The following is a 21,613-nucleotide window of genomic DNA, read 5'->3' on the forward strand; positions in this document are numbered from 1 at the left end:
TCGTCACGCGACCTTGGACTCCGGCGCCTTCCAGGTGTTGCACGCGCCCGGAGTGCCCTTGGTGTAGCCCTGCGTGAACCAGTGGAGATCGTTGGCGCTGAGCTTGTCCTTGCTGAAGCGGTCGCGCCAGCGCTTGTCCTTCGGCGTGGGCTCCTCGGCCTTCAGCGTGGCCTTCCAGTTCTTGGACTTCGCGCCCAGGGCCTTGAGCGTCACGCCGGACAGGCACAGCCGCTGCATGTCGAAGCGACGCCCCTGCTCGTCGAGCTGCTTCTCGTCGGCGTCGTTCGGCATGGCCCAGTAGGCCGCACCGATGCCTGTCTGGCCCATGACCACGCCGCTCCACGCCTGGACGACCTGGGTGCGGATCGGCAGTTCGTCCTTGGCGCCGATCCAGTCGGCGGCGAGCTGGACCTGGAGCTGGGAGTAACAGGTGGTGACGAACGAGCCGGTGATCTCGATGCCGTTGTAGCAGGGGCCCTTTTCGTAGGTGGCTCTGATATCGGTCTGGACCGGCTTGAAGTCGGGGATGAACGGCCCCCAGGCATCGTTCAGACAGCCGACGAGGGTGTTCAGATATTTGGTGGTCGAGGACTTCGTCGTGCCCTTGTCCAGCTTGCAGCTGATCTTGGGGAGCTTGCCCTTCTTGTACAGGGCGTTGTGGGTCAGCTCGGGAACGCCCTGGATCGGGTAGGCGGCTGCCGTACCGGAGAACGCCATCAGTCCGGCCGCCGTGGCAGCCAGCACGCGGATCATCATGAAGCGGGATGCTAGGGGCAGGAGCTCGGCACGGTCCACAGAGATCATCCGGCCATGTCCGCCCGGCGCCCGCCACGTCGTTCTCCGGGGCCCAGCCCGACTACCCGGCCGTAGCCCGAGTTTCGGCCGGGCCCGGATCGGCGTTCACTAGAGCACGGCATCGGACAGAGGGGCGGACGCGTACCGTCCCAAGGACGTCATCCGGGCCCGCCCGAGGACAGCGCCTTCACCTCCGCGGCCGTCACCGGCTGTCCCGCCACACCCCAGTCGCCGCTCTTGATCTCCTCGATCACGACCAAGGTCAGGGGACGCATGTGCTCACCCTCGATGGCGACGATCGCGTCGGTCAGCTTCCGCACCATCTCGGCCTTCTGGGTGGCGCTGAACACACCCTCGATCACCTTCACGTTGACGAGTGGCATGGGTTCCCCTTCCCCCCGATGGCACCGCACGCCGTCCAGCCGACATGCCCCTGGGCGAAGTGGGCAAACGCCGCCGAAGCGCCGGCGCGGGTGAGGACCGCAGGCGGAGGGTATGCGCAGGTGGGAGCTGGTGTGAGGGCGAACGGGGGATCCATGCTGGGGCTGCCTGACGGCATTCGAGGGTGCCTGTTCGACATGGACGGCGTGCTGACGCGCACCGCCACCGTGCACGCCAGGGCCTGGAAGTCGATGTTCGACGACTTCCTGCGGACCTGGAGCGAGCAGACCGGGGCCGCGTTCGTCCCCTTCGACGCGGGCGCCGACTACGACCGCTACGTCGACGGCAGGAAACGGGCGGACGGCGCGCGCGGCTTCCTGGACGCCCGAGGCATCAGCCTGCCCGAGGGGACGCCGGACGACCCGCCCGGCACGATGACCGTGTACGGCCTGAGCAACCGCAAGAACGCCCTGGTGCAGGCCATCATCGACCGGGACGGCGTGGACGTGTTCCCCGGCTCCGTCCGCTACCTGGCCGCGGTCCGGGACGCGGGGCTGCGCCGCGCGGTGGTGTCCTCCAGCGCCAACACCGAGCAGGTCCTCGCCGCCGCCGGGCTCGCCGGGCAGTTCGAGGCCCGGATCGACGGCGTCGTGGCCCGGGATCGGCGGCTCGCCGGCAAGCCGGCTCCGGACATGTACCTGGCGGGCGCCGAGGCGCTGGGGCTGCGGGCGCCGGAGGCGGCGGTGTTCGAGGACGCCCTGGCCGGAGTCGCCGCCGGCCGGGCGGGAGGCTTCGGCTACGTCGTCGGCGTGGACCGGGCGGGGCAGGCGGACGCGTTGCGCGAGCACGGCGCCGACGTCGTGGTCACCGACCTGGCCGACCTGCTGGAGCGGGGCGCGCCGTCCCGGGAGGCCGGATGATCCGGCATCCGGCGTTCACCGTCGAGCCGTGGGCGGTCCGGGAGCGGCATCTCGACCTGCGGGTGCTGGCGCAGACCGAGTCGGTGTTCGCGTTGTCCAACGGACACATCGGGCTGCGCGGCAACCTGGACGAGGGCGAGCCGCACGGGGCGCCGGGCACGTACCTCAACGGGTTCTACGAGGTGCGGCCGCTGCCGTACGCGGAGGCGGGCTACGGGTACCCGGAATCCGGACAGACCGTGGTGAACGTCACCAACGGCAAGGTGATCCGGTTGCTGGTCGGCGACGAACCGTTCGACCTGCGGTACGGGACGCTCCACCAGCACGAACGGGTCCTCGACCTGCGCGCCGGCACCCTGACGCGCACGGCGCACTGGAGCTCCCCGACCGGGGCCCCGGTCCGGATCACGTCCACCCGGCTGGTGTCCTTCACCCACCGCGCGGTCGCCGCGATCCTGTACGAGGTCGAGGCCGTCGAGCGGCCGTTGCGCGTGGTCCTCCAGTCGGAGCTGATCGCCAACGAGACCCAGACCCACGAGGGCGCCGACCCGCGCGCCGCCGCCCCGTTGCACGCGCCGCTGGTCGCGGAGGAGAACGTCCCGAGCAGCGACGGAACGGCGATCATGGTCCACCGCACCCGGGCCAGCGGCCTGCGCGTGGCCGCCGGGATGTGCCACGAGATCGACGGGCCGGACGGCACCCGGATCGAGGCGCAGGGCAGCGACGACGTCAGCCGGCTGACCGTGGCCACCCGCCTGTCGCCCGGCCAGACACTGCGGCTGGTCAAGTTCTTCTCCTACGGATGGTCGGCGCAGCGCTCGCGGGCCGCGCTGCACGACCAGGTGGCCGCCGCGCTGGCCTCCGCCCGCCTGGACGGCTGGAACGGCCTGCACGCCGACCAGCGACGCTACCTCGACGACTTCTGGGAAGGCGCGGACGTCGAGGTGGAGGGCGACGCCGAGGTGCAGCAGGCGGTGCGTTTCGGGCTGTTCCATCTGCTGCAGTCGGCCGCGCGCCTGGAGGAGCGCGCCATCCCGGCCAAGGGCCTGACCGGCTCCGGCTACGACGGGCACGCCTTCTGGGACACCGAGATCTTCGTGCTGCCGGTGCTCACCTACACCCATCCCGCGGCCGTCGCGGACGCGCTGTGCTGGCGGCGGGCCACGATCCCGCTGGCCCGCAAGCGCGCGAAGCAGCTCGGCCTGCACGGCACCGCCTTCCCCTGGCGGACCATCCACGGCGAGGAGTGCTCCGGCTACTGGCCCGCCGGAGCCGCGGCCTTCCACGTCAACGCCGACATCGCGCACGCCGCGATCCAGTACGTGGACGCCAGCCAGGACCTGTCGTTCGAACAGCGGACCGGCCTGCCGCTGCTGGTCGAGACGGCCCGGCTGTGGTGCGCCCTCGGCCACCACGACCCGGCCGGGCGCTACCGCATCGACGGTGTGACCGGCCCCGACGAGTACACCGCCGTGGTCGACGACAACGTGTACACGAACCTGATGGCCCAGCAGAACCTCCGCGCGGCGGCCGAGGCCGCGGACCGCCATCCGGGCCCGGCGGAACGGCTCCAGGTCACCGCCGAGGAGATCCGCCGCTGGCGGGACGCGGCGGAGGCGATGTCCGTGCCCTACGACGAGCGGCTGGGGGTCCACCCGCAGTGCGAGGGCTTCACCCAGCACGCGGCCTGGGACTTCGCGGCCACCAGGCCCGACCAGTATCCGCTGCTGCTGCACTTCCCGTACTTCGACCTCTACCGCAAGCAGGTGGTCAAGCAGGCGGACCTGGTGCTGGCCATGCATCTGCGCGGGGACGCCTTCACCCCGGAGCAGAAGTCCCGCAACTTCGCCTACTACGAGGCGCTGACCGTACGGGACTCGTCCCTGTCGGCCTGCACCCAGGCGGTGATGGCCGCCGAGGTGGGGCATCTGGAGCTCGCCTATCGCTATCTCGGCGAGGCGGCGCTGATGGACCTGGCGGATCTGGAGAAGAACACCATGGACGGCGTGCACATGGCCTCGCTGGCCGGGGCGTGGATCGCCCTCGTCTCGGGCTTCGGCGGGATGCGCGCGGGCCGGGGACGGATCTGCTTCGCCCCGTCACTGCCTCCCGGCATCACCCGGCTCGCCTTCCGGCTGCGTTACCGCGGCAGCCTGCTGAGCGTCGGCGTCGCCCCGGAGGCGACGGTCTACCGGCTGCTGCGGGGGCCGTCGATCACGGTGACCCACCACGGCGAGCAGATCCTCCTGGACGGGACGGAGATCACCCGGCCCAACCCGTCGCGACCGGCGCCGGAGCAGCGGATCCACCAGCCGCCCGGCCGCGAACCGAGCCCACGCCGTCCCCGAGGCTCCGGCAGGAGGGCGAGTGGCTGAGACTTCCTGGCCCTGTGCCGGAGGCCCGCCATCAGTTGCAGGGGCTGGAGGACCAGGTGACGTAGCCGCTGAGCGTGCCCCAGGTCGAGACCGAACGGTCGCAGAACTGCGTCCTGACGCCCACCAGGTTGGTGCGCGCGGCGTCGGAGAAGTACTGGGTGTTGCACAGGTAACCGACCGGGCAGGCAGGCAGCGCCTGCGCGGCGGCCGGGACGGTGGCGAGCGTGGCGGCGGCCAGAACCGCGACGGCCAGTACGCGACGGATCATGGATCGTCCTTCCTGATTCGCAGGGAAACGGTACGATGCGCACGAAATGATCCGTCGCGTGGGATGAAAACGCAAGGGGATCACCCGGCCCGTCCCGCTCAGCCCTCTCTCTGGCCGGCGAGCAGGTGACCGGTCTCGGTGCGCCGATAGACCACCCGCCGGCCGGCCCGCGTGCCGACGACGAGGTCCGCGTCGCGCAGGACGGCCAGGTGGCCGCCGACGGTGCCGAGTGACAGGCCCAGGTGCGCGGCGAGCTCGCTGCTGGTCGCGGGGTGTTCGAGTTCGTCCAGGATGGCCGCTCGACCGGCGCCGATGAGCCGCTCCAGCGACCGGGCGCGCGGCGAGCGCGCCGTGCCGCCGGCGGATCCGCGGGCCGGATAGACCAGCGCGTACGACGTCGGCGGCGCCTCGCACAGCCACGTGCCGCTGCTCAGCACGCTGACCGGGACGAACAGCATGCCCTCGTCGCCGACGACCCGGTCGGGGGAGGGCTGGTCGCTGAAGCGGATGGCGTCGTCGCCGACCCAGGCGCTGCGGCGGCTCATGTGCCGCAGCGCGCGCGGCCACCCGTAGGCGGCCAGCAACCCCGCCCGGTAGGTGACGTCGCGTTCCAGCAGCGCCCGCCGGCGCGGCCAGTCGGGGGCCACATGAGCGTCCCACACGTACCTGAGCAGGTCGGCGGTACGGGTCGCCCAGCCGCGTCCGGTCAGCCAGGCCAGATCGTGCTGCTTCCAGCTGTGCGCCACCGACTCCGCCAGCTCGGCGCGCACCTCCTCGTCGGGCACCTGCGCGACCGACGCGAGCTCGCTGTCCAGAGTGGTGCGCATGCCGCCCGTCGGCGGAAGCACCACGTGGCTCGGCAGCCACTTGGTCGAGCTCAGCAACCTGACCAGGCCCCCGGCGAAAGGATCGGCCTCCAGGACGGCGCGGAACGCGCCGCGGTGGCGGCCGTGCCAGGACGCCAGCCACGGATCGGCGCAGGGCCTGTCGAGCACCATCAGCGATCCCAGCGTCTCGGCGAGCGGCGACAGCGCGAACCGTGACCGCGACAGGGCCAGGGTGCTCAACCGCAGCAGCGTCATCTTTCGCCTCCTGCCGAAACGATAGTGTGCGATCCGGTATGTCGGCAGACTCCTGCCCATGCTCTCAGCCCTCCTGCGACAGACCGATTTCCGCTGGTTCCTCTCCGCGCAGTCGGTGTCGCTGCTGGGCAGTTCGATGGCGCCGGTCGCGCTGGCGTTCGGGGTGCTGGACGCCTCGGGCAACACCAGCGACCTCGGCGTCGTCCTGACCGCCTACATGGTTCCGCTGCTCGCCTTTCTCCTGGTGGGCGGGGCCGTGGCCGATCGCCTCCCGCGCCGGACGGTCCTGACGGCCGCCCATCTGGGCTCGGCCCTCACCCAGGGCGGCGTCGCCGCGCTGCTGCTCACCGGCAGGTACGCGCTGCTGCCGGTGGCCGCGCTGGGGTTCCTGAACGGCACTCTCGCCGCGTTCACCACGCCGGCCCTGCGCGGCATCGTGCCGCAGCTTGTCGCCAAAGACCGGATACGCCAGGCGAACGCGCTGCTGGGATCGGTGCGGAACGCCACGAAGATCCTCGGGCCGAGCCTGTCCGGGATCGCGGTCGCCGCCGTCGGCGGCGGCCCCGCCATCGCCTTCGACGCACTGACCTACCTCCTGGCCGCGGGATGCCTGGCCCGGCTGTCCCTCCCCGCGGCGCCGGCCGCGCCGCGGCCCTCCTCCGGGATGGCGGCCGACATCCGCGACGGCTGGACCGAGTTCCGCCGCATCCGCTGGGTGTGGACGGTGTCCGCGTGCTTCTGCGTGGTCAACCTGGTTCAGGTCGGCACCTGGCAGATCCTGGGGCCCGTACTGACCAGGCAGCTCAGCGGCGAGGAGACGTGGGGGTTCGTGCTCAGCGCCCGCGGCGTCGGCATGCTGGTCATGAGCGCGCTGATCTATCGGCTGGTGGTCAGGCACCTGCTGCGGCTGGGCCAGCTGATGAGCGCGCTCGGCGCGATCCCCCTGCTCGCGCTCGGTGCGCGCCTGGACGCCCCCTGGCTGATCGCGGTCGCCTTCGCCGCCGGACTGGGCTCCTCGGCCGCCGCCGTCAGCTGGGAGACCTCACTGCAGGAGCACGTTCCCGCGCACGTGCTCTCGCGCGTCTCGTCCTACGACGACCTGCTGTCCTACCTCGCGATCCCCGTCGGCCAGCTGGCCGTGGGACTGCTGGCCGACAGGTTCGACGGCTTCCAGGTGGCCGCGGCCGCCGGTCTGGTCTACGCCGTGGCGGCCGTCCTCCCGCTGGCCTCCGCCGCCGTGCGCCGGCTCCCGCACGCCCAGGACGACCGTGCCCGTAGCGGCCCATAGGACACGGCCGTCCGGGATCGCACCCGGCTGCGATCATCGGAACATGACGATCGCCGCGATCTACGCTGATTTCGCCGCGCGCGAGGCGCACGGTGTGTCGCCCACGTACGAACGCCTGGCCTCCGCGGTGGCGCGGGATCCCGGCCTCCTGGACCTGCTCGCCGGGCTTCCGCCGGCCAAACGGCAGCCCAACCTGCTGTTCGGCGTGGTCCGGCTGCTCGGCGGGCCGGTCGACGATCCGGCCGCCTTCCACGACTACACGGTGGCGAGCTGGCCCGCGATCGAGGCGGAGATGCGCGCCCGGACCACCCAGACGAACGAGGCCGGACGGTGTGCCGTCCTGCTGCCGGTGCTCAACGCGCTCCCGCAGCCGCTCGCGCTGCTGGAGGTCGGCGCGTCCGCCGGGCTGTGCCTCTACCCCGACCGGTACGGCTACCGCTACGGCGATCACCTGGTCGGCTCCGGCGACCCGGTGATCGCCTGCACGGCCGCCGGCCTGACGCCGCCGACCACCCTGCCCCAGGTGGTGTGGCGGGCCGGCCTGGACCTGAACCCGCTCGACGTGACCGACCCGGCGGATCTGGCCTGGCTCGAAGCGCTCATCTGGCCCGAGCACACGCACCGCCGGGCCCGGCTGCGGGCGGCGGCGGCCGTCGTCGCAGCCGACCCGCCGCTGCTCGTACGGGGCGACCTGGTGGACGACCTGCCGGCCCTGGCCGCGCAGTCCCCGCCCGACGCGACGCTGGTGGTGTTCCACAGCTCGGTGCTGTACCTCGTGCCGACGCCGCGACGGACGGCGTTCGCCGAGGCGGTACGCGAGCTCCCCGCACACTGGATCGCGAACGAGACCCCCGACGTGCTGCCCTGCGACACGCTCCCGACGCCGCCGGGCGAGGCGAACCACCACGTGCTCGCGCTGGACGGGCAGCCGCTCGCCTGGACCCGATCGCACGGTCAGGAGATCATCTGGTTCGCGTGACGCGAGGAGACGGCCCAGGCGCGGGTCACCGTGCGGGTCACCGTGCGGAGAGCCGCGGGTCCGGCCTGGGCAGCAGGCAGCCGGGGCGCTCCAGGTCGAGCTTGTTCCCCGCGCCGACGCAGGTGGCGAGCCAGTACGTCTGCGTTCCGTAGGCGGTGCCCTTGCGCACGCTGATGACGCCGTCGCGGTTCATCTCGCACGGGTTGTCCAGCGTGCACCGGCCGCCGTCGTGGTTGCTGGTGTTGTTGATGCCGACGACCTGGCCGCTCCTGGCGTCGACGACCGGGGATCCCGAGGTGCCGTGGCCGGTGTCGCACCGCGGCGTGTAACGGATGACGTCCTTGGTCACGTTGCCCACCTCCAGCACCCGGTGGACCAGCGTGTCGATCTCGCACGAGAAGACCTTCTTCGTGCTTCCGGAGAGCACCCGGATGTCCGTGCCCGGTGCGGGACGCTCCGCCGACACCGTGAGCGGCCGGACGCGGTAGGCCCGCTCCAACTGCCGGTAGGTCAGGTCCAGCTGGTACAACGCGACGTCGGTGCCGGTCAAGGTCACGTAGACCGCTCTGGCCACGTGCAGGGTGGCCACCGGCTCACCGGCGCCGTCGAGCAGGTCGACCACGCGGTGGGACGGCTGGTCCACCAGGACCTCGTCCGGCACCGGCCACGTGCCCTCGTAGCAGTGCCCGTTGGTCAGGACGAAGGCCCGGTCGTCGGCCGCGCTGGCCGGCATCCGCACCAGCGATCCCGAGCAGCCGTCCACGTTGACGGTGCCCGCCAGGTCTGTGGTCGCCGCCCGCGCGGGAAAGGCCGGCAGGCTGAGGCCGAGGACGGCGGCACCCAGTGCCGCGCCGATTCGCCGAAACACACGCATCTCATGTCCGTTCATGGGAGGGGCCGCGGTCAGCGCGTACCGGGGCAGGTGCCCGCGGCGGTACGGCCGGTGCGGAAGAAATCGATCACCTTCGCGGCGCAGGGCAGCCGGCGCAGCGAGGCGTGCGCGTCGTCCTGGACCGTCAGCAACGTCCCGCCGGCGGCCTTCGCCGTGTCCACCGCCCAGGCGTACGGCGTGACGTCTTCGTCGGTGTGGCCGGACAGCTGCAGGGGACTGGTTCCCCTGACCGGCTTCCACGGCCGCGCGGGCCACGGCCATCCCCCGCACCAGCCGCTGCGCTCGAAATAGCCGCCGGTCGCGGGGAAGGCGGCTCTCCGAGCCTGCGCGGCCGCCCACATCTGCTCGAAATGGCGGCCGCCGACCCCCTCGTTGCAGAAGATCGCCTGGTACTGGATCAGGTTCAGGCCCAGCGGGTTCTCGTCGAACCCGAACACCTTCGCCGGCTCCGGGGCGGGACGCGCCGACAGCGGGACGCCGCCTTCGCGGACGGTGGCGAGATCCCTGGCGGCGGAGATCCAGTATCCCGGCCCTCCGCCGAGCTGCTGCCTGACCCACTCGCCGTCGAGCACCGTGTTCGCGTCCACCTCGCGGGGTTTGCGGCGGAGCTCGTCACGCAACGCGAAGACGGTCTCGCGGACCTTGGCGTCGGTCGTCCCGAAGTGGAACTCGCCGTCGTGCCGTGCCAGCCATGGAACGAAGGCGTTGAAGCGCCTCTCGGAGAGCGCGTCCGTCGTGGCGTCCATGGCGGCGAGGTCGATGACGGGAGGCATCACCGAATCCAGCCACATCGCGTTCACCCGGTTGTCGAACAGCGACCGGTAGTTCACGCCCACCGCGGTGCCGTAGGACACCCCGTAGAAATTGATCTTCGATTCGCCGAGGGCCGCGCGGATCGCGTCCACGTCACGCGCGATGTTCGTGGTGGTCAACTGCTGGACGAAGGCGGGATCCCTGGCGGCGCACCGCTTGTTGTACGCGGCGGTCCCGGCGAATCCGGCCTTCGCCGCCTCCTTGGGGGACGTGCTGGACGACTCCTGGCCCTTGGCGGACGCGGCGGGCGACGGCTCCTCCGCGTCGCACTTGATCTTGTCGCTGTAGCCCACGCCCCTGGGATCGAACCCGATCAGGTCATGGTCGACGGCCAGCGGGCCGAGCTTGCCGGCGGCGTACGTCGCCGGCGCGTCGATGTTGCTGATGCCGGGGCCACCGGGACTGATGACCAGCACGCCACGGCGCTTGCTCGGATCGGCGGCCTTGATCCGGCTCACGGCGATCTCGATCTTGCGGCCCTGCGGGTTCGCGTGGTCCAGGGGAACCGTCAGCATGGAGCATTCGGTCCTGGTGTCGTTCTCGACGGGCCAGTCCTTGGCCGTCCTGGCGCATTCACGCCACGTCAGAGGCTCTTCGTCGGTGCGGGCGTCGGCCGCGCCGGCGGCTGCGAAGCCCGCCAGGCCGATCAGGCACGCGACCGCCACGCGCGCCGGACGAGTGCCTGGTGATACACGGGTGCTGAACATGGTCGCATCTTTCGACGGTCCTGCCCGCACACCTCCAGGCGCGCGGGGCACGCCGTCAGGCGTACGTCGTCCACCCTCGGGGGCAAAGGTTCCCACCCCGTCGCACCCTCGTATCGGCGATCGCGCGGCCGTGTGTCCGTCGTGTATCCGCGCAGCAGCCGCCCCCACCACGAGCTCGCACGGCACCCTTGCCCTGCTTAAGCAACTCCGGTTGACTAGGCTCCGAATAGTCAACTAAGGTTGCTTGCATGCCGGAAAACGTGCCTCGGGAGCCCGCCGACGCGCTCGTCGAGACCGATCTGACGGACCGCGTCGAGGAGAGGTTCACGCGCGAAAGCCGGTAACCGGCATCCCTGACCCTCGCGCTCCGGCCCCGGTGCGGGCCGCGATGCGCCATGCCCTCGCGCCGGGCTTCGCCGGCAGTCGCTCCGGCACGAGGTCATCCGATCACGAAGAGAGGTCATCTCATGACAAGGAGCACCGATGTCGTGCTCGACGTCGACGGGCTGCGCATGCGCTACGGCTCGACCGACGTCCTGCACGACGTCACGTTCCAGGCCCGCCACGGCGAGGTCCTGGCCCTGCTGGGGCCGAACGGCGCGGGCAAGACCACCACGATCGAGATCCTGGAGGGCTTCCGCGTCCGGTCGCAGGGCCGGGTCTCCGTGCTCGGCGCCGACCCCTCGCACGGCGACGAGTCGTGGCGGGCCAGGCTCGGGATCGTGCTGCAGTCCTGGCGCGACCACGGCAACTGGCCGGTACGCGAACTCCTCGCCCACCTGGGCGCCTACTACGCCCCCTACGCCACCCCCGCCATCCCGCGCCCCTGGGACCCCGACGAGTTGATCGCGAGGGTCGGCCTGGCCGAGCACGCCGGCAAGAAGCTCAAGACACTGTCGGGCGGCCAGCGGCGCAGGCTCGACGTGGCGATCGGGCTCGTGGGGCGCCCGGAGCTGTTGTTCCTCGACGAGCCGACCACCGGTTTCGACCCGCAGGCCAGGTCCGACTTCCACGATCTCGTACGCGACCTGGCCGACGCCCGCGAGACCACCGTCCTGCTCACCACCCACGACCTGGACGAGGCCGAGAAGCTGGCCGACCGCATCCTCGTGCTGAACGGCGGCCGGATCGTCGCCGACGGCACCGCCGCCGCGCTGGCACGACGGATCGCCGGCGAGGACGAGGTGCGCTGGCTGCGCGACGGACGGCGGTACGTCGAGCGGACGCCCGACTCCACCGCGTTCGCCCGCGAGCTGTTCGCCCGTCACGGCGACGACGTCCAGGAGCTGGAGATCGTCCGGGCCTCGCTGGAGCAGACGTACCTGGCGCTGGTGCGCGAGGCCGAGGGAGCGGCCCGATGAACGCGACCGTCCTGCGCGCGGGCTGGTCCCGGGGGCTGATCGAGCTGCGGCAGTCGTTCACCAACGGCGCCGAGCTGTTCTCCCACTTCCTGTGGCCCGCCCTGATGGTGGCCGCGCTGTTCTTCATCCGGGACCTGTCCGTCGGCGCCCTCCTTCTCGGCGCCCTGGCCTTGCCCGGCATCCTCGGCATGAACGCCGCGACCGGCCTGATCAGCATGAGCCAGCAGCTCACCGCCGACCGCGAGGACGGCACGCTGCTGCGGGCCAAGGCGACCCCGCACGGCATGCCCGCCTACCTGATCGGCAAAGTGATCTCGGTGTCCGGAGGTCTGCTGGCCGACCTGGCGATCTTCCTCGTGCCCGCCGTGCTGCTCGTCGAGGGCCTGCGGATCAGCCCGGGCTCCTGGCCCGCACTGGCCTGGGTGCTGGCGCTCGGCCTGGTCGCGACCCTGCCCATCGGCGCCGTCCTGGGCTCGGTGTTCGCCACCGCACGCGCCCAAGGGCTGGTCCAGCTGCCGTTCCTCACCCTGATCGGGATCTCCGGCATCTTCTACCCGATCACCTCGCTGCCCGAGTGGCTGCAGTGGATCGCCCAGGTCTTCCCCCTCTACTGGATGGGGCTCGGAATGCGCTCGGCCCTGCTGCCGGACGCGGCGGTGGCCGTCGAGATCGGCGCGTCCTGGCGGCACCTGGAGACCGCCGGAGTGCTGGGCGCCTGGGCGGTGCTCGGCCTGCTCGTGGCGCCGCTCGTGCTGCGGCGGATGGCACGCGGCGAGACAGGCTCCACGGTGGCGGCACGTCGTGACCGTGCCCTGCGACGGGTCGGGTGAATGCCGTCATCGGCTCGCCCCGCGCAGGCCGAGAACGCGTAGGGCGTTCTCCTTGTAGATGAGTGGCTTGGCCTCGTCCTTGACGTCCAGGGCGGCGAAATCGGCCATCCAGCGGTCGGGGGTGAGGACGGGGTAGTCGGAGCCGAACAGGACCTTGTGCCGCAAGGGCCCGGCGGCCTGGCGGACGAGCTGCGGCGGGAAGTACTTCGGTGACCAGCCGGACAGGTCGAGGTAGACGTTGGACTTGTGGCCGGCGATGGACAGGGACGCGTCGACCCAGGGCACGGACGGGTGCGCGAGGATCATCGTGAGCCCGGGGAAATCGGCGGCGACGTCGTCGAGCAGCATCGGGTCGGAGTGGCGCAGCTTGATGCCGCGCCCGCCGGGCAGGCCGGCGCCGATGCCGGTCTGGCCGGTGTGGAACAGCGCGACGCTGCCCAGCTCCTCCAGCGCCCGCCAGAGCGGATAGTGGGCAGGGTCGTTGGGGGTGAAGCCCTGCAGGCTCGGGTGGAACTTGAAGCCGAGCACGCCGAAGTCCCGCACGAGCCGCCGGGCCTGGGCGACGGCGGCCGGGCCGCGGCGCGGGTCCACTGAGCCGAAGGGGATGAGGACGTCGGCGTGTTCGGCCGCCTGACGGGCGATCTCCTCGCTGGACAGGGCCGGGTGGCCGAGTTCGGTGGCGGCGTCGACGGTGAAGACCACCGCGGCCATGTTGCGCTGCCGGTAGTAGGCGGCGACGCGGTCGATGGTCGGGGTGCGGTCCTGACCGGCTTTGAAGTACTTCGCCGAGGCCGCTATCAGCTCGGCGTCGAGGGACAGGCGGCCGTGGTGGTCGGCCTCGATGTGGGCGTGGACGTCCAGGGCCACGATGGCGTCCGGGTCGATGCGCGGGGTGTAGGTCATCGTTCCTTCTCGGTGTGTCAGGGAAGGGCGTGGTGCCGGCGCTTGGCCTGCAGCAGGCCGACGAGCAGCGCGTCGCGGTCGGCCGCCATGGCTTCCTGGTCGATGCCGTCGAGCTCGTCGCGCACGCCGTCGACGAGCAGGCCGGCGAGTTCGGGGGTGAGCCGCGGCGTGCCGAGGTCGTCCATCCAGGTCTGGGCGGGCGGGCCGAGGTGGCGCAGGGTGTGCGCCATCCCGCCGGGGCCGCCCGAAAGGTGCTGGTTGACCAGCGGGCCGAGCAGGGCCCACCGCAGGCCGGGGCCGTTCGCGATGGCGGCGTCGATGTCGGCGACGCTCGCGACTCCCCGTTCCACCAGCGAGTACGCCTCCCGCCACAGGGCGGCCTGGAGCCGGTTGGCGAGGTGCCCGGGAACCTCACGCCGCACGAGCACCGGCCGCTTGCCGAGGGAGCGGTAGAAGTCCATCGTCCGCCGGGTGATGTCGGGGCCGGTGCGCTCGCCGGGCACGACTTCCACCAGCGGGATCAGGTGGGCGGGGTGGAAGGGATGTCCGACGAGCACCCTCTCGGGATACGCGGGACACATCTCCTGAAGGTGGCTGGGCATCAGGCCCGACGAACTGCTGGCGATCGGGGCACTCGGCGGAGCCGCCTCGTCCAGCGTGGCCAGCAGTGCCCGCTTGAGGTCGGCGCGCTCCGGCCCGCTCTCCTGGACGAACCGCGCTCCGGCGACGGCGTCACCGCAGGTCGCGGTGAAGGTGAGCCGGTCGCGGGAGGCGCCGTCGGCCAGGCCGAGCCGGGTGAGCGCGGGCCAGGCCAGGTCGAGCGCGGCCCGCAACCGTTCCTCGGCGTCCGGAGCGGGGTCGAAGGCGGTGACGTCGAGGCCGCGGGCGAGGAACAGCGCCGCCCATCCGGCGCCGATGACGCCCGTGCCGACGACGGCGACCGGCTGGTCCGCCGGGCTCGTCACGCCCGCCTCGCACGGTCGCGGGCGATGGCGGTGAACGCGTCGAGCGCCGCCGGGTCCATGAGGGAGCCGGCCGAGGCGACCTCGTCGGGGGCGGCGCCCAGCAGGATCTTCTTGACGGGGACTTCGAGCTTCTTGCCGGTTCGCCCGTAGGGCATCGCGGGGACGGCCAGGAGGGCGTCGGGCACGTGCCGCGGGGACAGGGTGGCGCGGATGCGCGCGATCAGGCGGGCGCGTAACGGCTCGTCCAGCACGAACCCGTCGGCGAGGGTGACGAACAGGATCAGTTCCCCCATGTCGCCCTCCTTGCTCTCCAGGTGGACGACGAGGCTGTCGGTGACCTCTTCGACGTCCTGCAAGGCCCGGTAGAACTCGGCGGTGCCCAGCCGGACGCCGCCGCGGTTGAGCGTGGCATCCGATCGGCCGGTGACGACGCAGGAGCCGTGGGCGGAGAAACGGCACCAGTCGCCGAAGCGGAAGACGCCGGGATAGCGGCTGAAGTAGGTCTCGCGCATCCGGCGGCCGTCGTCGTCGCCCCACAGGCGTACCGGCATCGAGGGCATCGGCGCGGTGATGACGAGCTCACCGACGCCGCCGATCACCACGTTGCCGTGCTCGTCGAACGCCTTGGCGTCCACACCGAGGCTCGGCCCGGACATCTCCCCCTCCCACACGGGCTGCAACGGCGATCCCTGGACGAGGCCGGTGCACACGTCGGTGCCGCCGCTGCCGACGTTCAGCAGGACGGCGGGGCCGAGCTGTTCGGCCACCCACCGGAAGCCCTCGGCGGGGAAGGGGCTGCCGGCCACGCCGATCTGCCGCAGCCGGGACAGGTCGAACTCCTCGCTCGGCCGCACCCCTTCCTTGCGGCAGGCCATCAGGTAGCCGGGGCTGGCGCCCATGAGGGTGGCGCCGGTCTCCTGCGCGAGCCGCCACTGCGCGCGCAGGTCGGGGTGGAGCGGGTTGCCGTCGATCATCACGATCGAGGAGCGCACGAGCAGCGCGGAGACCAGCGTGTTCCACATCATCCACGCCGTCGTGGTGAACCACAGCAGCCGGTCGCCGGGGCCCAGGTCCCAATGGAAGGCGTGGTTCTTGAGGTGCTCCAGCAGGATGCCGCCGTGGCCGTGCACGATGGCCTTCGGCTTGCCGGTGGTGCCGGAGGAGAACAGCACGTACAGGGGGTGGTCGAAGGGCACCGGCTCGAACCGCAGCGCCTGGTCCGTGGGCGCGGCGAGCTCCGTCCAGGCCAGGGCGCCGGGGAGGTCGAGCTCGCCGTACGGGACGTGCACGACGTGCTCCAGCGAGGGCATGCCGTCCCGGATCGCCTGGACCTGCTCGCGCCGGTCGATCCTCTTGTCCCCGTAGGTGTAGCCCGCCACCGCGAGCAGGACGGCCGGCTCGATCTGGCCGAACCGGTCCACCACGGCGGGGGCGGCGAACTCCGGGGCGCAACTCGCCCAGATGCCGCCGAGGCTCGCCGTGGCCAGGAACGCGATCAGCGTCTCCGGGCAGTTGGGCAGGTAGGCCACCACCCGGGTGCCGCGCCGCACCCCGAGCCGCCGCAGGCCGGCCCGTACGCGCCGGACCTGCTCGGCGAGCTCGGCGAAGGTGAGCTCGACGCGCGGCCGGGTCTGGGAGTGGCCGACGACCGCGACCTGGCCGGCGTCCTCGGGCGTGCCGAGGCAGTGCTCGGCGTAGTTCAGGGTCGCTCCAGGGAACCAGCGGGCGCCGGGCATGCCCGGTTCGGCCAGGACGCTGTCGTAGGGCGTGTGGGCCTTGAGCTCGAAGTAGGCCCACACTGCTGCCCAGAAGTCCTCGAGGCCGGTGACCGACCAGTGCCGCAGCTCCTCCCAGGTCGGCACGGTCACGCCGCGCTCGCGGGCGAGCCAGCCGATGAAGCCGGTGGCGTGCGCTCTGGCGATCTGCTCGGGGCCGGGGACGTACAGCGGCTCCGCCGGGGGGAGGGGGGCGCTCATCGGGCGGCCCCCGGACGGCCGACCTTGGCGGCCCGGCCGTCGAGGAAGTCCCGTATCCGGGCCTTGGCCTCCGGGCTGCTCTGCGCCACGGCCGACATGAGCGATTCCAGCAGCAGCCCGGTCTCGGCGTCGGCGTCCGCGATGCGCGGCAGGGCGTGCAGGACGGCGTAGTTGGCGATCGGCGGGTTCCCGATGACCTGCTCGGCCAGGGCAAGTGCCTTGGTGATCCCGTCGCCGTCGGCCACCCGGTAGTCGACCAGGCCGCGGGCCTCGCCTTCCGCGGCCGTCAGGACCCTTCCGGTGAGCATCATGTCGATCATCGGCTGGGCGCCGATCAGCCGGGAGACCCGGACCGAGGCGCCGCCGCCCACGAAGAGCCCCCGGCTGCCCTCGGGGAAGGCGAAGAACGCCGACTCCTCGGCGACGCGCAGGTGCGCGGCCGCCGCCAGTTCCAGGCCGCCGCCGATGACGGCGCCCTTCAGGACCGCGATCACCGGCAGGGCGCCGTGGTCGATCCGGCCCATCGCCTCGTGCCAGCCGCGCGAGTGGTGCAGGCCGCCGGCGGCGTCCCGTACGGTGAGCTCGCCGAGGTCGAGCCCGGCGGAGAAGTGCGCGCCCTCGGCGGCGAGCACCGCGGCCCCGGCCCACGCGGGCGGGGCGGCGAAGAAGGCGCCGAGGCCGGCGATCGTGGCGTCGTCCAGCGCGTTGCGTTTGGCCGGCCGGTTCAACGACAGCACCGCGATGTCCCCACGGCGCTCCAGCGTCAGAGACGGGGGCAGGTCGGGGCAGGGAGGGATCACAAGCTCTCCAATTGACAGGAATCCTGATGAAGAAGGCTGAAGTATCATCAGGTTTCCTGTCAATGCCTGGCTGGGATACTGTTCGTCATGGCCAGCGCCCCGCCCCGCCCCACCCCGTCGCTGCTGTACGCCGTCAAACGGCTCGAACTGGCGATCAGGTCGCGCCTGGACGAGATGCTGCGCGGCGCGGCCGTGACCACGCCGCAGTACACGGCGCTCACCGTGCTGCAGCACAAGGACGGGGTGACCGCCGCCCAGCTCGCCCGCGACTCCTTCGTCACCCCGCAGGCCATGGCCGACCTGATCGGCGCCCTCGACCGGCGTCACCTCATCCGCCGCTCGCCCAACCCGGCCAACAAGCGCGAACTGCTGCTCTACCTCACCGACGAGGGCCGGGCGCTCCTCGACGCCCACGCCGAGGCCGCCGCCGAGCTTGAGGACCGCATGATCTCGGGCCTGTCGCCCGAGCAGGCCGACACCTTCCGCACCGCCCTCACCGAGGCCTGGACGACTCTGCGCCCGCCCAGAAAGTGATCACTTCCCGGCTCCCGGCACCGAGCGGCGATCGGAGGAGGCCCGGACGTCGAACCTCGCCTGGAGCAGCCGGCCGCCCTCGACACCGCGGCCCTCGATGAGGTCGACGAGCATCCCGACCGCGATGTCGGCCGTCTCGACCGGCAGGAAGCTGAGCGTGCTGACGGGCGGGTCCGTGAACGGCGCCGTGGGGTCCTCCGTCGCGCAGACCAGCAGCAGGTCACCGGGCACCGACCTGCCGAGCCTGCGGATCCGGTCCAGGAGCAGCGACGGACTGACCTCGACGAGCACGACCAGCGCGTCCGGCGGCTCGGGATCACTCAGCAACCTCTCCACCGCGGCCAGCGTCGGCTCGAACCCGGGGCCGTCGAGCTGGGCCAGCAACGGGTCGCGGCCCCTTTCCGCACTCCAGTCGAGATAGGCCTGGACGGAATCGCGGTGGTAGCAGGCCGTGGTCGGGGCGCCGACCGCGGCGATCCGCCGGGCGCCCCCCTCCTCCAGGTGGTCGAGCACGCCGCGCAGGGCCGCGCCGTAGTCGAAGTCGACCCACGGCCACGGTGTCCCCGCCACGGCTCTGCGGTCGGAGACCACGGCCACCCCCGCGGCGAGAAAGTCCCCGACCAGAGGGTCTCCCTCGACCGGATCCACCACGAACACGCCGTCGAGAGGCAGGTCCGTCCAGTAGTCGTCGGGGCCGGTGGTGGGCAGCAGCACCACGCCGTATCCGTGGGTCATGCCCGCGCGGGTGGTGGCGGCGGTCAGCCGGGCGAAGTAGGCGAGCTCGGTGTAGAACCACGGATGCTCGACGAACTCGCGGGCGGCGAGGCCGACCAGGCGTGAGCGCCCGGCGCGCAGCCGCCGCGCCGTGGCGTTCGGCCGGTATCCGAGCCGGCGCGCCACCTGCCGGACATGCTCGCGGGTGGCGTCGGGGAGGCGGCCGGCGCCGTTGAGCGCGTCCGAGACGGTGGTCTTGGACACCCCCGCCGCGCGGGCGACGTCCACCAGGCGCACGCGCGCGCCGACCTTACGCTCTGGCTCTTCCATGGGTCCGATCTTTGCAGGATGTCAGCCGATTCGCCACCTCGCTGACCGTTGCTGAATCGTTCCTTCAGTGTCTTGTGCAGGAACGTTCCTTCACCAATACTCGTGGCACTTTCCCGCACGAGGATGAGGTGGTCCGATGCGTACCGCTCGACTCGCCGCCGCGGCGCTGGCCGTACTGGCGGCCACTGCCTGTGGAGGGGGCGCGGCCGCCCCGAAGGCCGCCGGCTCCGCAACCTTCACCGTCACGGCGGACCTGCCGCCGGCCAAGGGCCCGGTGGATGCCGTGACCTGGGCGCTCTACGCCGAGCCGCAGTCGCTCGACTACGCCTACGCCTTCGATTACCCGCCCAACACCGTGCTCGCCAACGTGTGCGAGCAGCTCATGCGGATCACCCCCGGCTTCCGGGTGGAGCCGGGGCTGGCCGCCAAGGCCGAATCCCCGGACCCCGGGCGCTGGGTGTACACGATCCGCCAGGGCGTGCGCTTCCACGACGGATCGCCGCTCACCGCCGACGACGTGGTGGCGAGCATGCGGCGGCACATGGATCCGGCGGTGGGTTCGTACTGGGTCTCGTCCTACCAGAACGTCAAATCTGTGGAGAAGACCGGCCCCATGGAGGTCACCGTCCACCTGAAGAAGCCCGACCACCTGTTCAACGAGCAGATGGGCACCTCGGCCGGGACCATCGAGAGCGCCGCGTTCCTGGCCGCGCAGGGCGCCGGGTACGGCACCCCCGACAAGGGCGTCAACTGCACCGGGCCGTACTCCCTCGACAAGTGGGAGAAGGGGCAGGCGATCACCCTGAAACGCTTCGACGGCTACTGGGACCCCGCGCTCAAGGCCAGGGCCGCGACCCTGCGCAACGTCTTCATCCCCGACCCGGCGGCCCGCGTCAACGCCCTGCTCTCGGGCGAGGTGGACGGCAGCTACCTGGTCCCCACCACCGGCTTCACCCGCCTGGGCAGCGCCTCCAGCGGCAAGCTGTACTTCGGCCCCAACACCGCGGCCGTCAGCCTCATCCCGCTCGACCTCAAGGGCACGCTCGGCGACCTGAGGCTGCGCAAGGCGCTGTCCATGGCACTCGACCGCAAGGCCATTCTCCAGGCCAGCGTGGCCGGGGTGGCCACACCGGCGAAGGCGCCCGCGGCGATCGGCGCGTGGGGCATCGCCCCCGAGGCGGCCAAGCAGTACTACGCCAAGCTCCCCGAGCTGAGCACCGACCTCGAAGGGGCCAGGAAGCTGGTCAAGGAGGCCGGCGGGACGGGCAAGAAGATCGTGATCGCCACGAGCACGATGGCTCCCGACATCGGCGTCATCGCCAACGCCGTCCAGGCCGCGGGCCAGGCCATCGGCCTGCGGGTCGAGCAGAAGGCGGTGGCCCCCGACGCCTACTCCGCGCTGTTCTCCGACCCCAAGGCCCGCCAGGGCATCGACCTGGTCATGACCATCTGGTACGACTCCACCCCCGATCCGCTGGAGTTCTACGGAATCCTGCAGACCGGCAACTTCTCCAACTACGGCGGCTACTCCGACCCCGAGTACGACAGGCTCGTCGACCAGGCGGGCGCCGAGGCCGACCCCGCGGCCCGCGCCGCCGTGGTCGCCGAGCTCCAGGAGATCGCCGTCCGGGACATGGTGTGGATCCCGCTGTACGAGGTGCCGCACAGCATGTTCCTCAACAAGCGGCTCACCGGCGCGCCCACCGGCATCACCCAGCTCGTCTACCCGTGGGCGGCAGTGCTCGGGTCGGCGAACTGATGGGCGCCTTCCTGGCCCGCAGACTCGCCGGGCTGGTGGCGACGCTGGCCGGGGCGTCGTTCGCGGTGTTCTCCGCCGTGTACCTGGCTCCCGGCGACCCGGCCTCCTTCCTCACCCAGGGGCGTTCGGCCTCTCCGCAGGCGATCGCGGCGATCAGGGCGCAGTACCACCTGGACGATCCGTTCCTCACGCAGTACCTCAAATGGGTCGGCGGCGCGGTGACCGGCGACTTCGGCCGGTCGGTGCAGTTCCGGCAGGACGTGACCGGGCTGCTCCTGGCCAGGCTGCCCACGACGCTCTTCCTGGTCGGCTACGCGGGGCTGCTCATCGTGGTCGCGGGGCTGATCCTCGGCGCCCTGGCCGCGCTGCGGCCCGGCCCGCTCGACAGGATCGTCCTCATCGGCACCGGGGTGGCCACCGCGACCCCCTCCTTCGTCGCGGCGATCGGGCTGATCTCGCTGTTCTCCGTCCAGCTCGGCTGGTTCCCCGCCTTCGGCAACGGCGAGGGACCGGTCGACCGCGTCTGGCATCTGACCCTGCCCGCGGCCGCGCTCGCCCTGACGTTCGCCGGTCTGCTGGCCCGGGTCACCCGCTCGTCCATGCTGGAGGAGCTGGCCCGCGAGCACGTCGAGGTGGCACGCTCGCGCGGCGTCCAGGAGAACGCGGTGATCCGGCGCCACGTCCTGCGCAACTCCCTCGGCCCGATCAGCACGGTCACCGGCACGGTGATCGCCGGGCTGCTCGTCGCGACCTCGATCGTGGAGACCGCCTTCGGCCTGTCCGGGATCGGGCAACTGCTGGTCAGCTCGGTCACCGTCAAGGACTTCCCGGTCGTGCAGGCCGTCACCACCTTGATCGTCGTCGTCTTCGCGGCGGCCAACCTGCTGGTCGACCTGGTTCAGCCGGCCATCGATCCGCGCCTGCGCAGGGCTTAGTGAAGG

General features: G+C 71.8%; 20 protein-coding genes. 9 read left to right on the top strand and 11 right to left on the bottom strand.

Features of this window, described 5'->3' with window-relative positions:
• Nucleotides 1-3 precede the first annotated feature (3 nt).
• Nucleotides 4-756: a hypothetical protein gene (locus tag ACFYUV_RS50555; protein WP_387683162.1), complete on the bottom strand. Its 753-nt coding sequence runs from the start codon at nucleotides 754-756 to the stop codon at nucleotides 4-6.
• A gap of 197 nt (nucleotides 757-953) precedes the next feature.
• Entirely contained in the window at nucleotides 954-1,178 is a 225-nt protein-coding gene (locus tag ACFYUV_RS50560) for a 4-oxalocrotonate tautomerase family protein (protein WP_387683164.1), read from the bottom strand.
• A 153-nt stretch (nucleotides 1,179-1,331) separates the two neighbouring features.
• Here ACFYUV_RS50560 and ACFYUV_RS50565 point away from each other — a divergent pair, with 153 nt between their 5' ends.
• Both ACFYUV_RS50565 and ACFYUV_RS50570 read left to right on the top strand, forming a co-directional pair.
• On the top strand, nucleotides 1,332-2,096 hold the full coding sequence (locus ACFYUV_RS50565) for a beta-phosphoglucomutase family hydrolase (protein WP_387683166.1): 765 nt from the start codon (nucleotides 1,332-1,334) through the stop codon (nucleotides 2,094-2,096).
• Nucleotides 2,093-4,471: a glycoside hydrolase family 65 protein gene (locus tag ACFYUV_RS50570; protein WP_387683168.1), complete on the top strand. Its 2,379-nt coding sequence runs from the start codon at nucleotides 2,093-2,095 to the stop codon at nucleotides 4,469-4,471. The genes ACFYUV_RS50565 and ACFYUV_RS50570 overlap by 4 nt, the downstream gene beginning before the upstream one ends.
• Before the next feature lie 31 nt (nucleotides 4,472-4,502).
• Here ACFYUV_RS50570 and ACFYUV_RS50575 read toward each other — a convergent pair whose 3' ends face one another.
• Nucleotides 4,503-4,739, bottom strand: coding sequence for a DUF6289 family protein (locus ACFYUV_RS50575; protein WP_358299760.1), 237 nt, complete (start codon nucleotides 4,737-4,739; stop codon nucleotides 4,503-4,505).
• Between the two features lie 98 nt (nucleotides 4,740-4,837).
• On the bottom strand, nucleotides 4,838-5,821 hold the full coding sequence (locus ACFYUV_RS50580; protein ID WP_387683170.1) for a helix-turn-helix domain-containing protein: 984 nt from the start codon (nucleotides 5,819-5,821) through the stop codon (nucleotides 4,838-4,840).
• A gap of 58 nt (nucleotides 5,822-5,879) precedes the next feature.
• On the opposite strand from ACFYUV_RS50580, the gene ACFYUV_RS50585 reads away from it, so the two are divergent.
• Together ACFYUV_RS50585 and ACFYUV_RS50590 are read left to right on the top strand one after the other, a co-directional pair.
• Nucleotides 5,880-7,109, top strand: coding sequence for an MFS transporter (locus ACFYUV_RS50585; RefSeq protein ID WP_387683172.1), 1,230 nt, complete (start codon nucleotides 5,880-5,882; stop codon nucleotides 7,107-7,109).
• Between the two features lie 43 nt (nucleotides 7,110-7,152).
• Nucleotides 7,153-8,088, top strand: a complete 936-nt coding sequence (locus ACFYUV_RS50590; protein ID WP_387683174.1) for a DUF2332 domain-containing protein — start codon at nucleotides 7,153-7,155, stop codon at nucleotides 8,086-8,088.
• A gap of 37 nt (nucleotides 8,089-8,125) precedes the next feature.
• Here the strand turns inward: ACFYUV_RS50590 and ACFYUV_RS50595 are convergent, their stop codons facing one another.
• Nucleotides 8,126-8,962 (bottom strand): serine protease, encoded by an 837-nt coding sequence (locus tag ACFYUV_RS50595; RefSeq protein WP_387683176.1) that lies wholly within the window; start codon nucleotides 8,960-8,962, stop codon nucleotides 8,126-8,128.
• Between the two features lie 29 nt (nucleotides 8,963-8,991).
• Nucleotides 8,992-10,500, bottom strand: a complete 1,509-nt coding sequence (locus ACFYUV_RS50600; RefSeq protein WP_387683178.1) for an alpha/beta fold hydrolase — start codon at nucleotides 10,498-10,500, stop codon at nucleotides 8,992-8,994.
• A 467-nt stretch (nucleotides 10,501-10,967) separates the two neighbouring features.
• Here ACFYUV_RS50600 and ACFYUV_RS50605 point away from each other — a divergent pair, with 467 nt between their 5' ends.
• Nucleotides 10,968-11,861 carry an ABC transporter ATP-binding protein gene (locus ACFYUV_RS50605; protein WP_387683180.1) on the top strand — a complete coding sequence of 298 codons (894 nt, stop codon included), beginning with the start codon at nucleotides 10,968-10,970 and terminating at the stop codon, nucleotides 11,859-11,861.
• The gene (locus ACFYUV_RS50610) at nucleotides 11,858-12,691 is read left to right on the top strand and encodes an ABC transporter permease (protein WP_387683182.1); all 834 of its coding nucleotides are present in this window, start codon (nucleotides 11,858-11,860) and stop codon (nucleotides 12,689-12,691) included. Before ACFYUV_RS50605 ends, ACFYUV_RS50610 begins: the two co-directional genes overlap by 4 nt.
• Before the next feature lie 6 nt (nucleotides 12,692-12,697).
• Here ACFYUV_RS50610 and ACFYUV_RS50615 read toward each other — a convergent pair whose 3' ends face one another.
• The 4 genes from ACFYUV_RS50615 to ACFYUV_RS50630 are packed head-to-tail and all read right to left on the bottom strand — an operon-like array spanning nucleotide 12,698 to nucleotide 17,335.
• A complete protein-coding gene (locus ACFYUV_RS50615) occupies nucleotides 12,698-13,594 on the bottom strand; it encodes an amidohydrolase family protein (RefSeq protein ID WP_387683184.1) in 897 nt (298 codons plus the stop codon).
• 17 nt (nucleotides 13,595-13,611) lie between these two features.
• Complete coding sequence (locus tag ACFYUV_RS50620; RefSeq protein ID WP_387683186.1) at nucleotides 13,612-14,559, bottom strand: 3-hydroxyacyl-CoA dehydrogenase NAD-binding domain-containing protein; 948 nt, start codon at nucleotides 14,557-14,559, stop codon at nucleotides 13,612-13,614.
• Complete coding sequence (locus tag ACFYUV_RS50625; RefSeq protein ID WP_387683188.1) at nucleotides 14,556-16,535, bottom strand: acetoacetate--CoA ligase; 1,980 nt, start codon at nucleotides 16,533-16,535, stop codon at nucleotides 14,556-14,558. Before ACFYUV_RS50625 ends, ACFYUV_RS50620 begins: the two co-directional genes overlap by 4 nt.
• Nucleotides 16,532-17,335 (bottom strand): crotonase/enoyl-CoA hydratase family protein, encoded by an 804-nt coding sequence (locus tag ACFYUV_RS50630; protein ID WP_387683190.1) that lies wholly within the window; start codon nucleotides 17,333-17,335, stop codon nucleotides 16,532-16,534. The genes ACFYUV_RS50625 and ACFYUV_RS50630 overlap by 4 nt, the downstream gene beginning before the upstream one ends.
• 87 nt (nucleotides 17,336-17,422) lie before the next feature.
• Here ACFYUV_RS50630 and ACFYUV_RS50635 point away from each other — a divergent pair, with 87 nt between their 5' ends.
• Complete coding sequence (locus ACFYUV_RS50635; RefSeq protein WP_387683192.1) at nucleotides 17,423-17,869, top strand: MarR family winged helix-turn-helix transcriptional regulator; 447 nt, start codon at nucleotides 17,423-17,425, stop codon at nucleotides 17,867-17,869.
• Here the strand turns inward: ACFYUV_RS50635 and ACFYUV_RS50640 are convergent, their stop codons facing one another.
• Nucleotides 17,870-18,913 (bottom strand): LacI family DNA-binding transcriptional regulator, encoded by a 1,044-nt coding sequence (locus ACFYUV_RS50640; RefSeq protein WP_387683194.1) that lies wholly within the window; start codon nucleotides 18,911-18,913, stop codon nucleotides 17,870-17,872.
• Between the two features lie 136 nt (nucleotides 18,914-19,049).
• On the opposite strand from ACFYUV_RS50640, the gene ACFYUV_RS50645 reads away from it, so the two are divergent.
• Nucleotides 19,050-20,672 carry an ABC transporter substrate-binding protein gene (locus ACFYUV_RS50645; protein ID WP_387683195.1) on the top strand — a complete coding sequence of 541 codons (1,623 nt, stop codon included), beginning with the start codon at nucleotides 19,050-19,052 and terminating at the stop codon, nucleotides 20,670-20,672.
• Nucleotides 20,642-21,607: an ABC transporter permease gene (locus ACFYUV_RS50650; protein WP_364342005.1), complete on the top strand. Its 966-nt coding sequence runs from the start codon at nucleotides 20,642-20,644 to the stop codon at nucleotides 21,605-21,607. The genes ACFYUV_RS50645 and ACFYUV_RS50650 overlap by 31 nt, the downstream gene beginning before the upstream one ends.
• Nucleotides 21,608-21,613: the final 6 nt, after the last annotated feature.

It is taken from the genome of Nonomuraea sp. NPDC003560 (assembly GCF_042878785.1).
GTDB lineage: Bacteria > Actinomycetota > Actinomycetes > Streptosporangiales > Streptosporangiaceae > Nonomuraea.

Coding starts and splice junctions, on each gene's coding strand:
- ACFYUV_RS50560 (WP_387683164.1), bottom strand. CDS start 1,178: ATGCCACTCGTCAACGTGAAGGTGATCGAGGGTGTGTTCAGCGCCACC.
- ACFYUV_RS50615 (WP_387683184.1), bottom strand. CDS start 13,594: ATGACCTACACCCCGCGCATCGACCCGGACGCCATCGTGGCCCTGGAC.
- ACFYUV_RS50565 (WP_387683166.1), top strand. CDS start 1,332: ATGCTGGGGCTGCCTGACGGCATTCGAGGGTGCCTGTTCGACATGGAC.
- ACFYUV_RS50580 (WP_387683170.1), bottom strand. CDS start 5,821: ATGACGCTGCTGCGGTTGAGCACCCTGGCCCTGTCGCGGTCACGGTTC.
- ACFYUV_RS50570 (WP_387683168.1), top strand. CDS start 2,093: ATGATCCGGCATCCGGCGTTCACCGTCGAGCCGTGGGCGGTCCGGGAG.
- ACFYUV_RS50555 (WP_387683162.1), bottom strand. CDS start 756: ATGATGATCCGCGTGCTGGCTGCCACGGCGGCCGGACTGATGGCGTTC.
- ACFYUV_RS50585 (WP_387683172.1), top strand. CDS start 5,880: ATGCTCTCAGCCCTCCTGCGACAGACCGATTTCCGCTGGTTCCTCTCC.
- ACFYUV_RS50610 (WP_387683182.1), top strand. CDS start 11,858: ATGAACGCGACCGTCCTGCGCGCGGGCTGGTCCCGGGGGCTGATCGAG.
- ACFYUV_RS50605 (WP_387683180.1), top strand. CDS start 10,968: ATGACAAGGAGCACCGATGTCGTGCTCGACGTCGACGGGCTGCGCATG.
- ACFYUV_RS50600 (WP_387683178.1), bottom strand. CDS start 10,500: ATGTTCAGCACCCGTGTATCACCAGGCACTCGTCCGGCGCGCGTGGCG.
- ACFYUV_RS50640 (WP_387683194.1), bottom strand. CDS start 18,913: ATGGAAGAGCCAGAGCGTAAGGTCGGCGCGCGCGTGCGCCTGGTGGAC.
- ACFYUV_RS50625 (WP_387683188.1), bottom strand. CDS start 16,535: ATGAGCGCCCCCCTCCCCCCGGCGGAGCCGCTGTACGTCCCCGGCCCC.
- ACFYUV_RS50590 (WP_387683174.1), top strand. CDS start 7,153: ATGACGATCGCCGCGATCTACGCTGATTTCGCCGCGCGCGAGGCGCAC.
- ACFYUV_RS50645 (WP_387683195.1), top strand. CDS start 19,050: ATGCGTACCGCTCGACTCGCCGCCGCGGCGCTGGCCGTACTGGCGGCC.
- ACFYUV_RS50635 (WP_387683192.1), top strand. CDS start 17,423: ATGGCCAGCGCCCCGCCCCGCCCCACCCCGTCGCTGCTGTACGCCGTC.
- ACFYUV_RS50575 (WP_358299760.1), bottom strand. CDS start 4,739: ATGATCCGTCGCGTACTGGCCGTCGCGGTTCTGGCCGCCGCCACGCTC.
- ACFYUV_RS50595 (WP_387683176.1), bottom strand. CDS start 8,962: ATGCGTGTGTTTCGGCGAATCGGCGCGGCACTGGGTGCCGCCGTCCTC.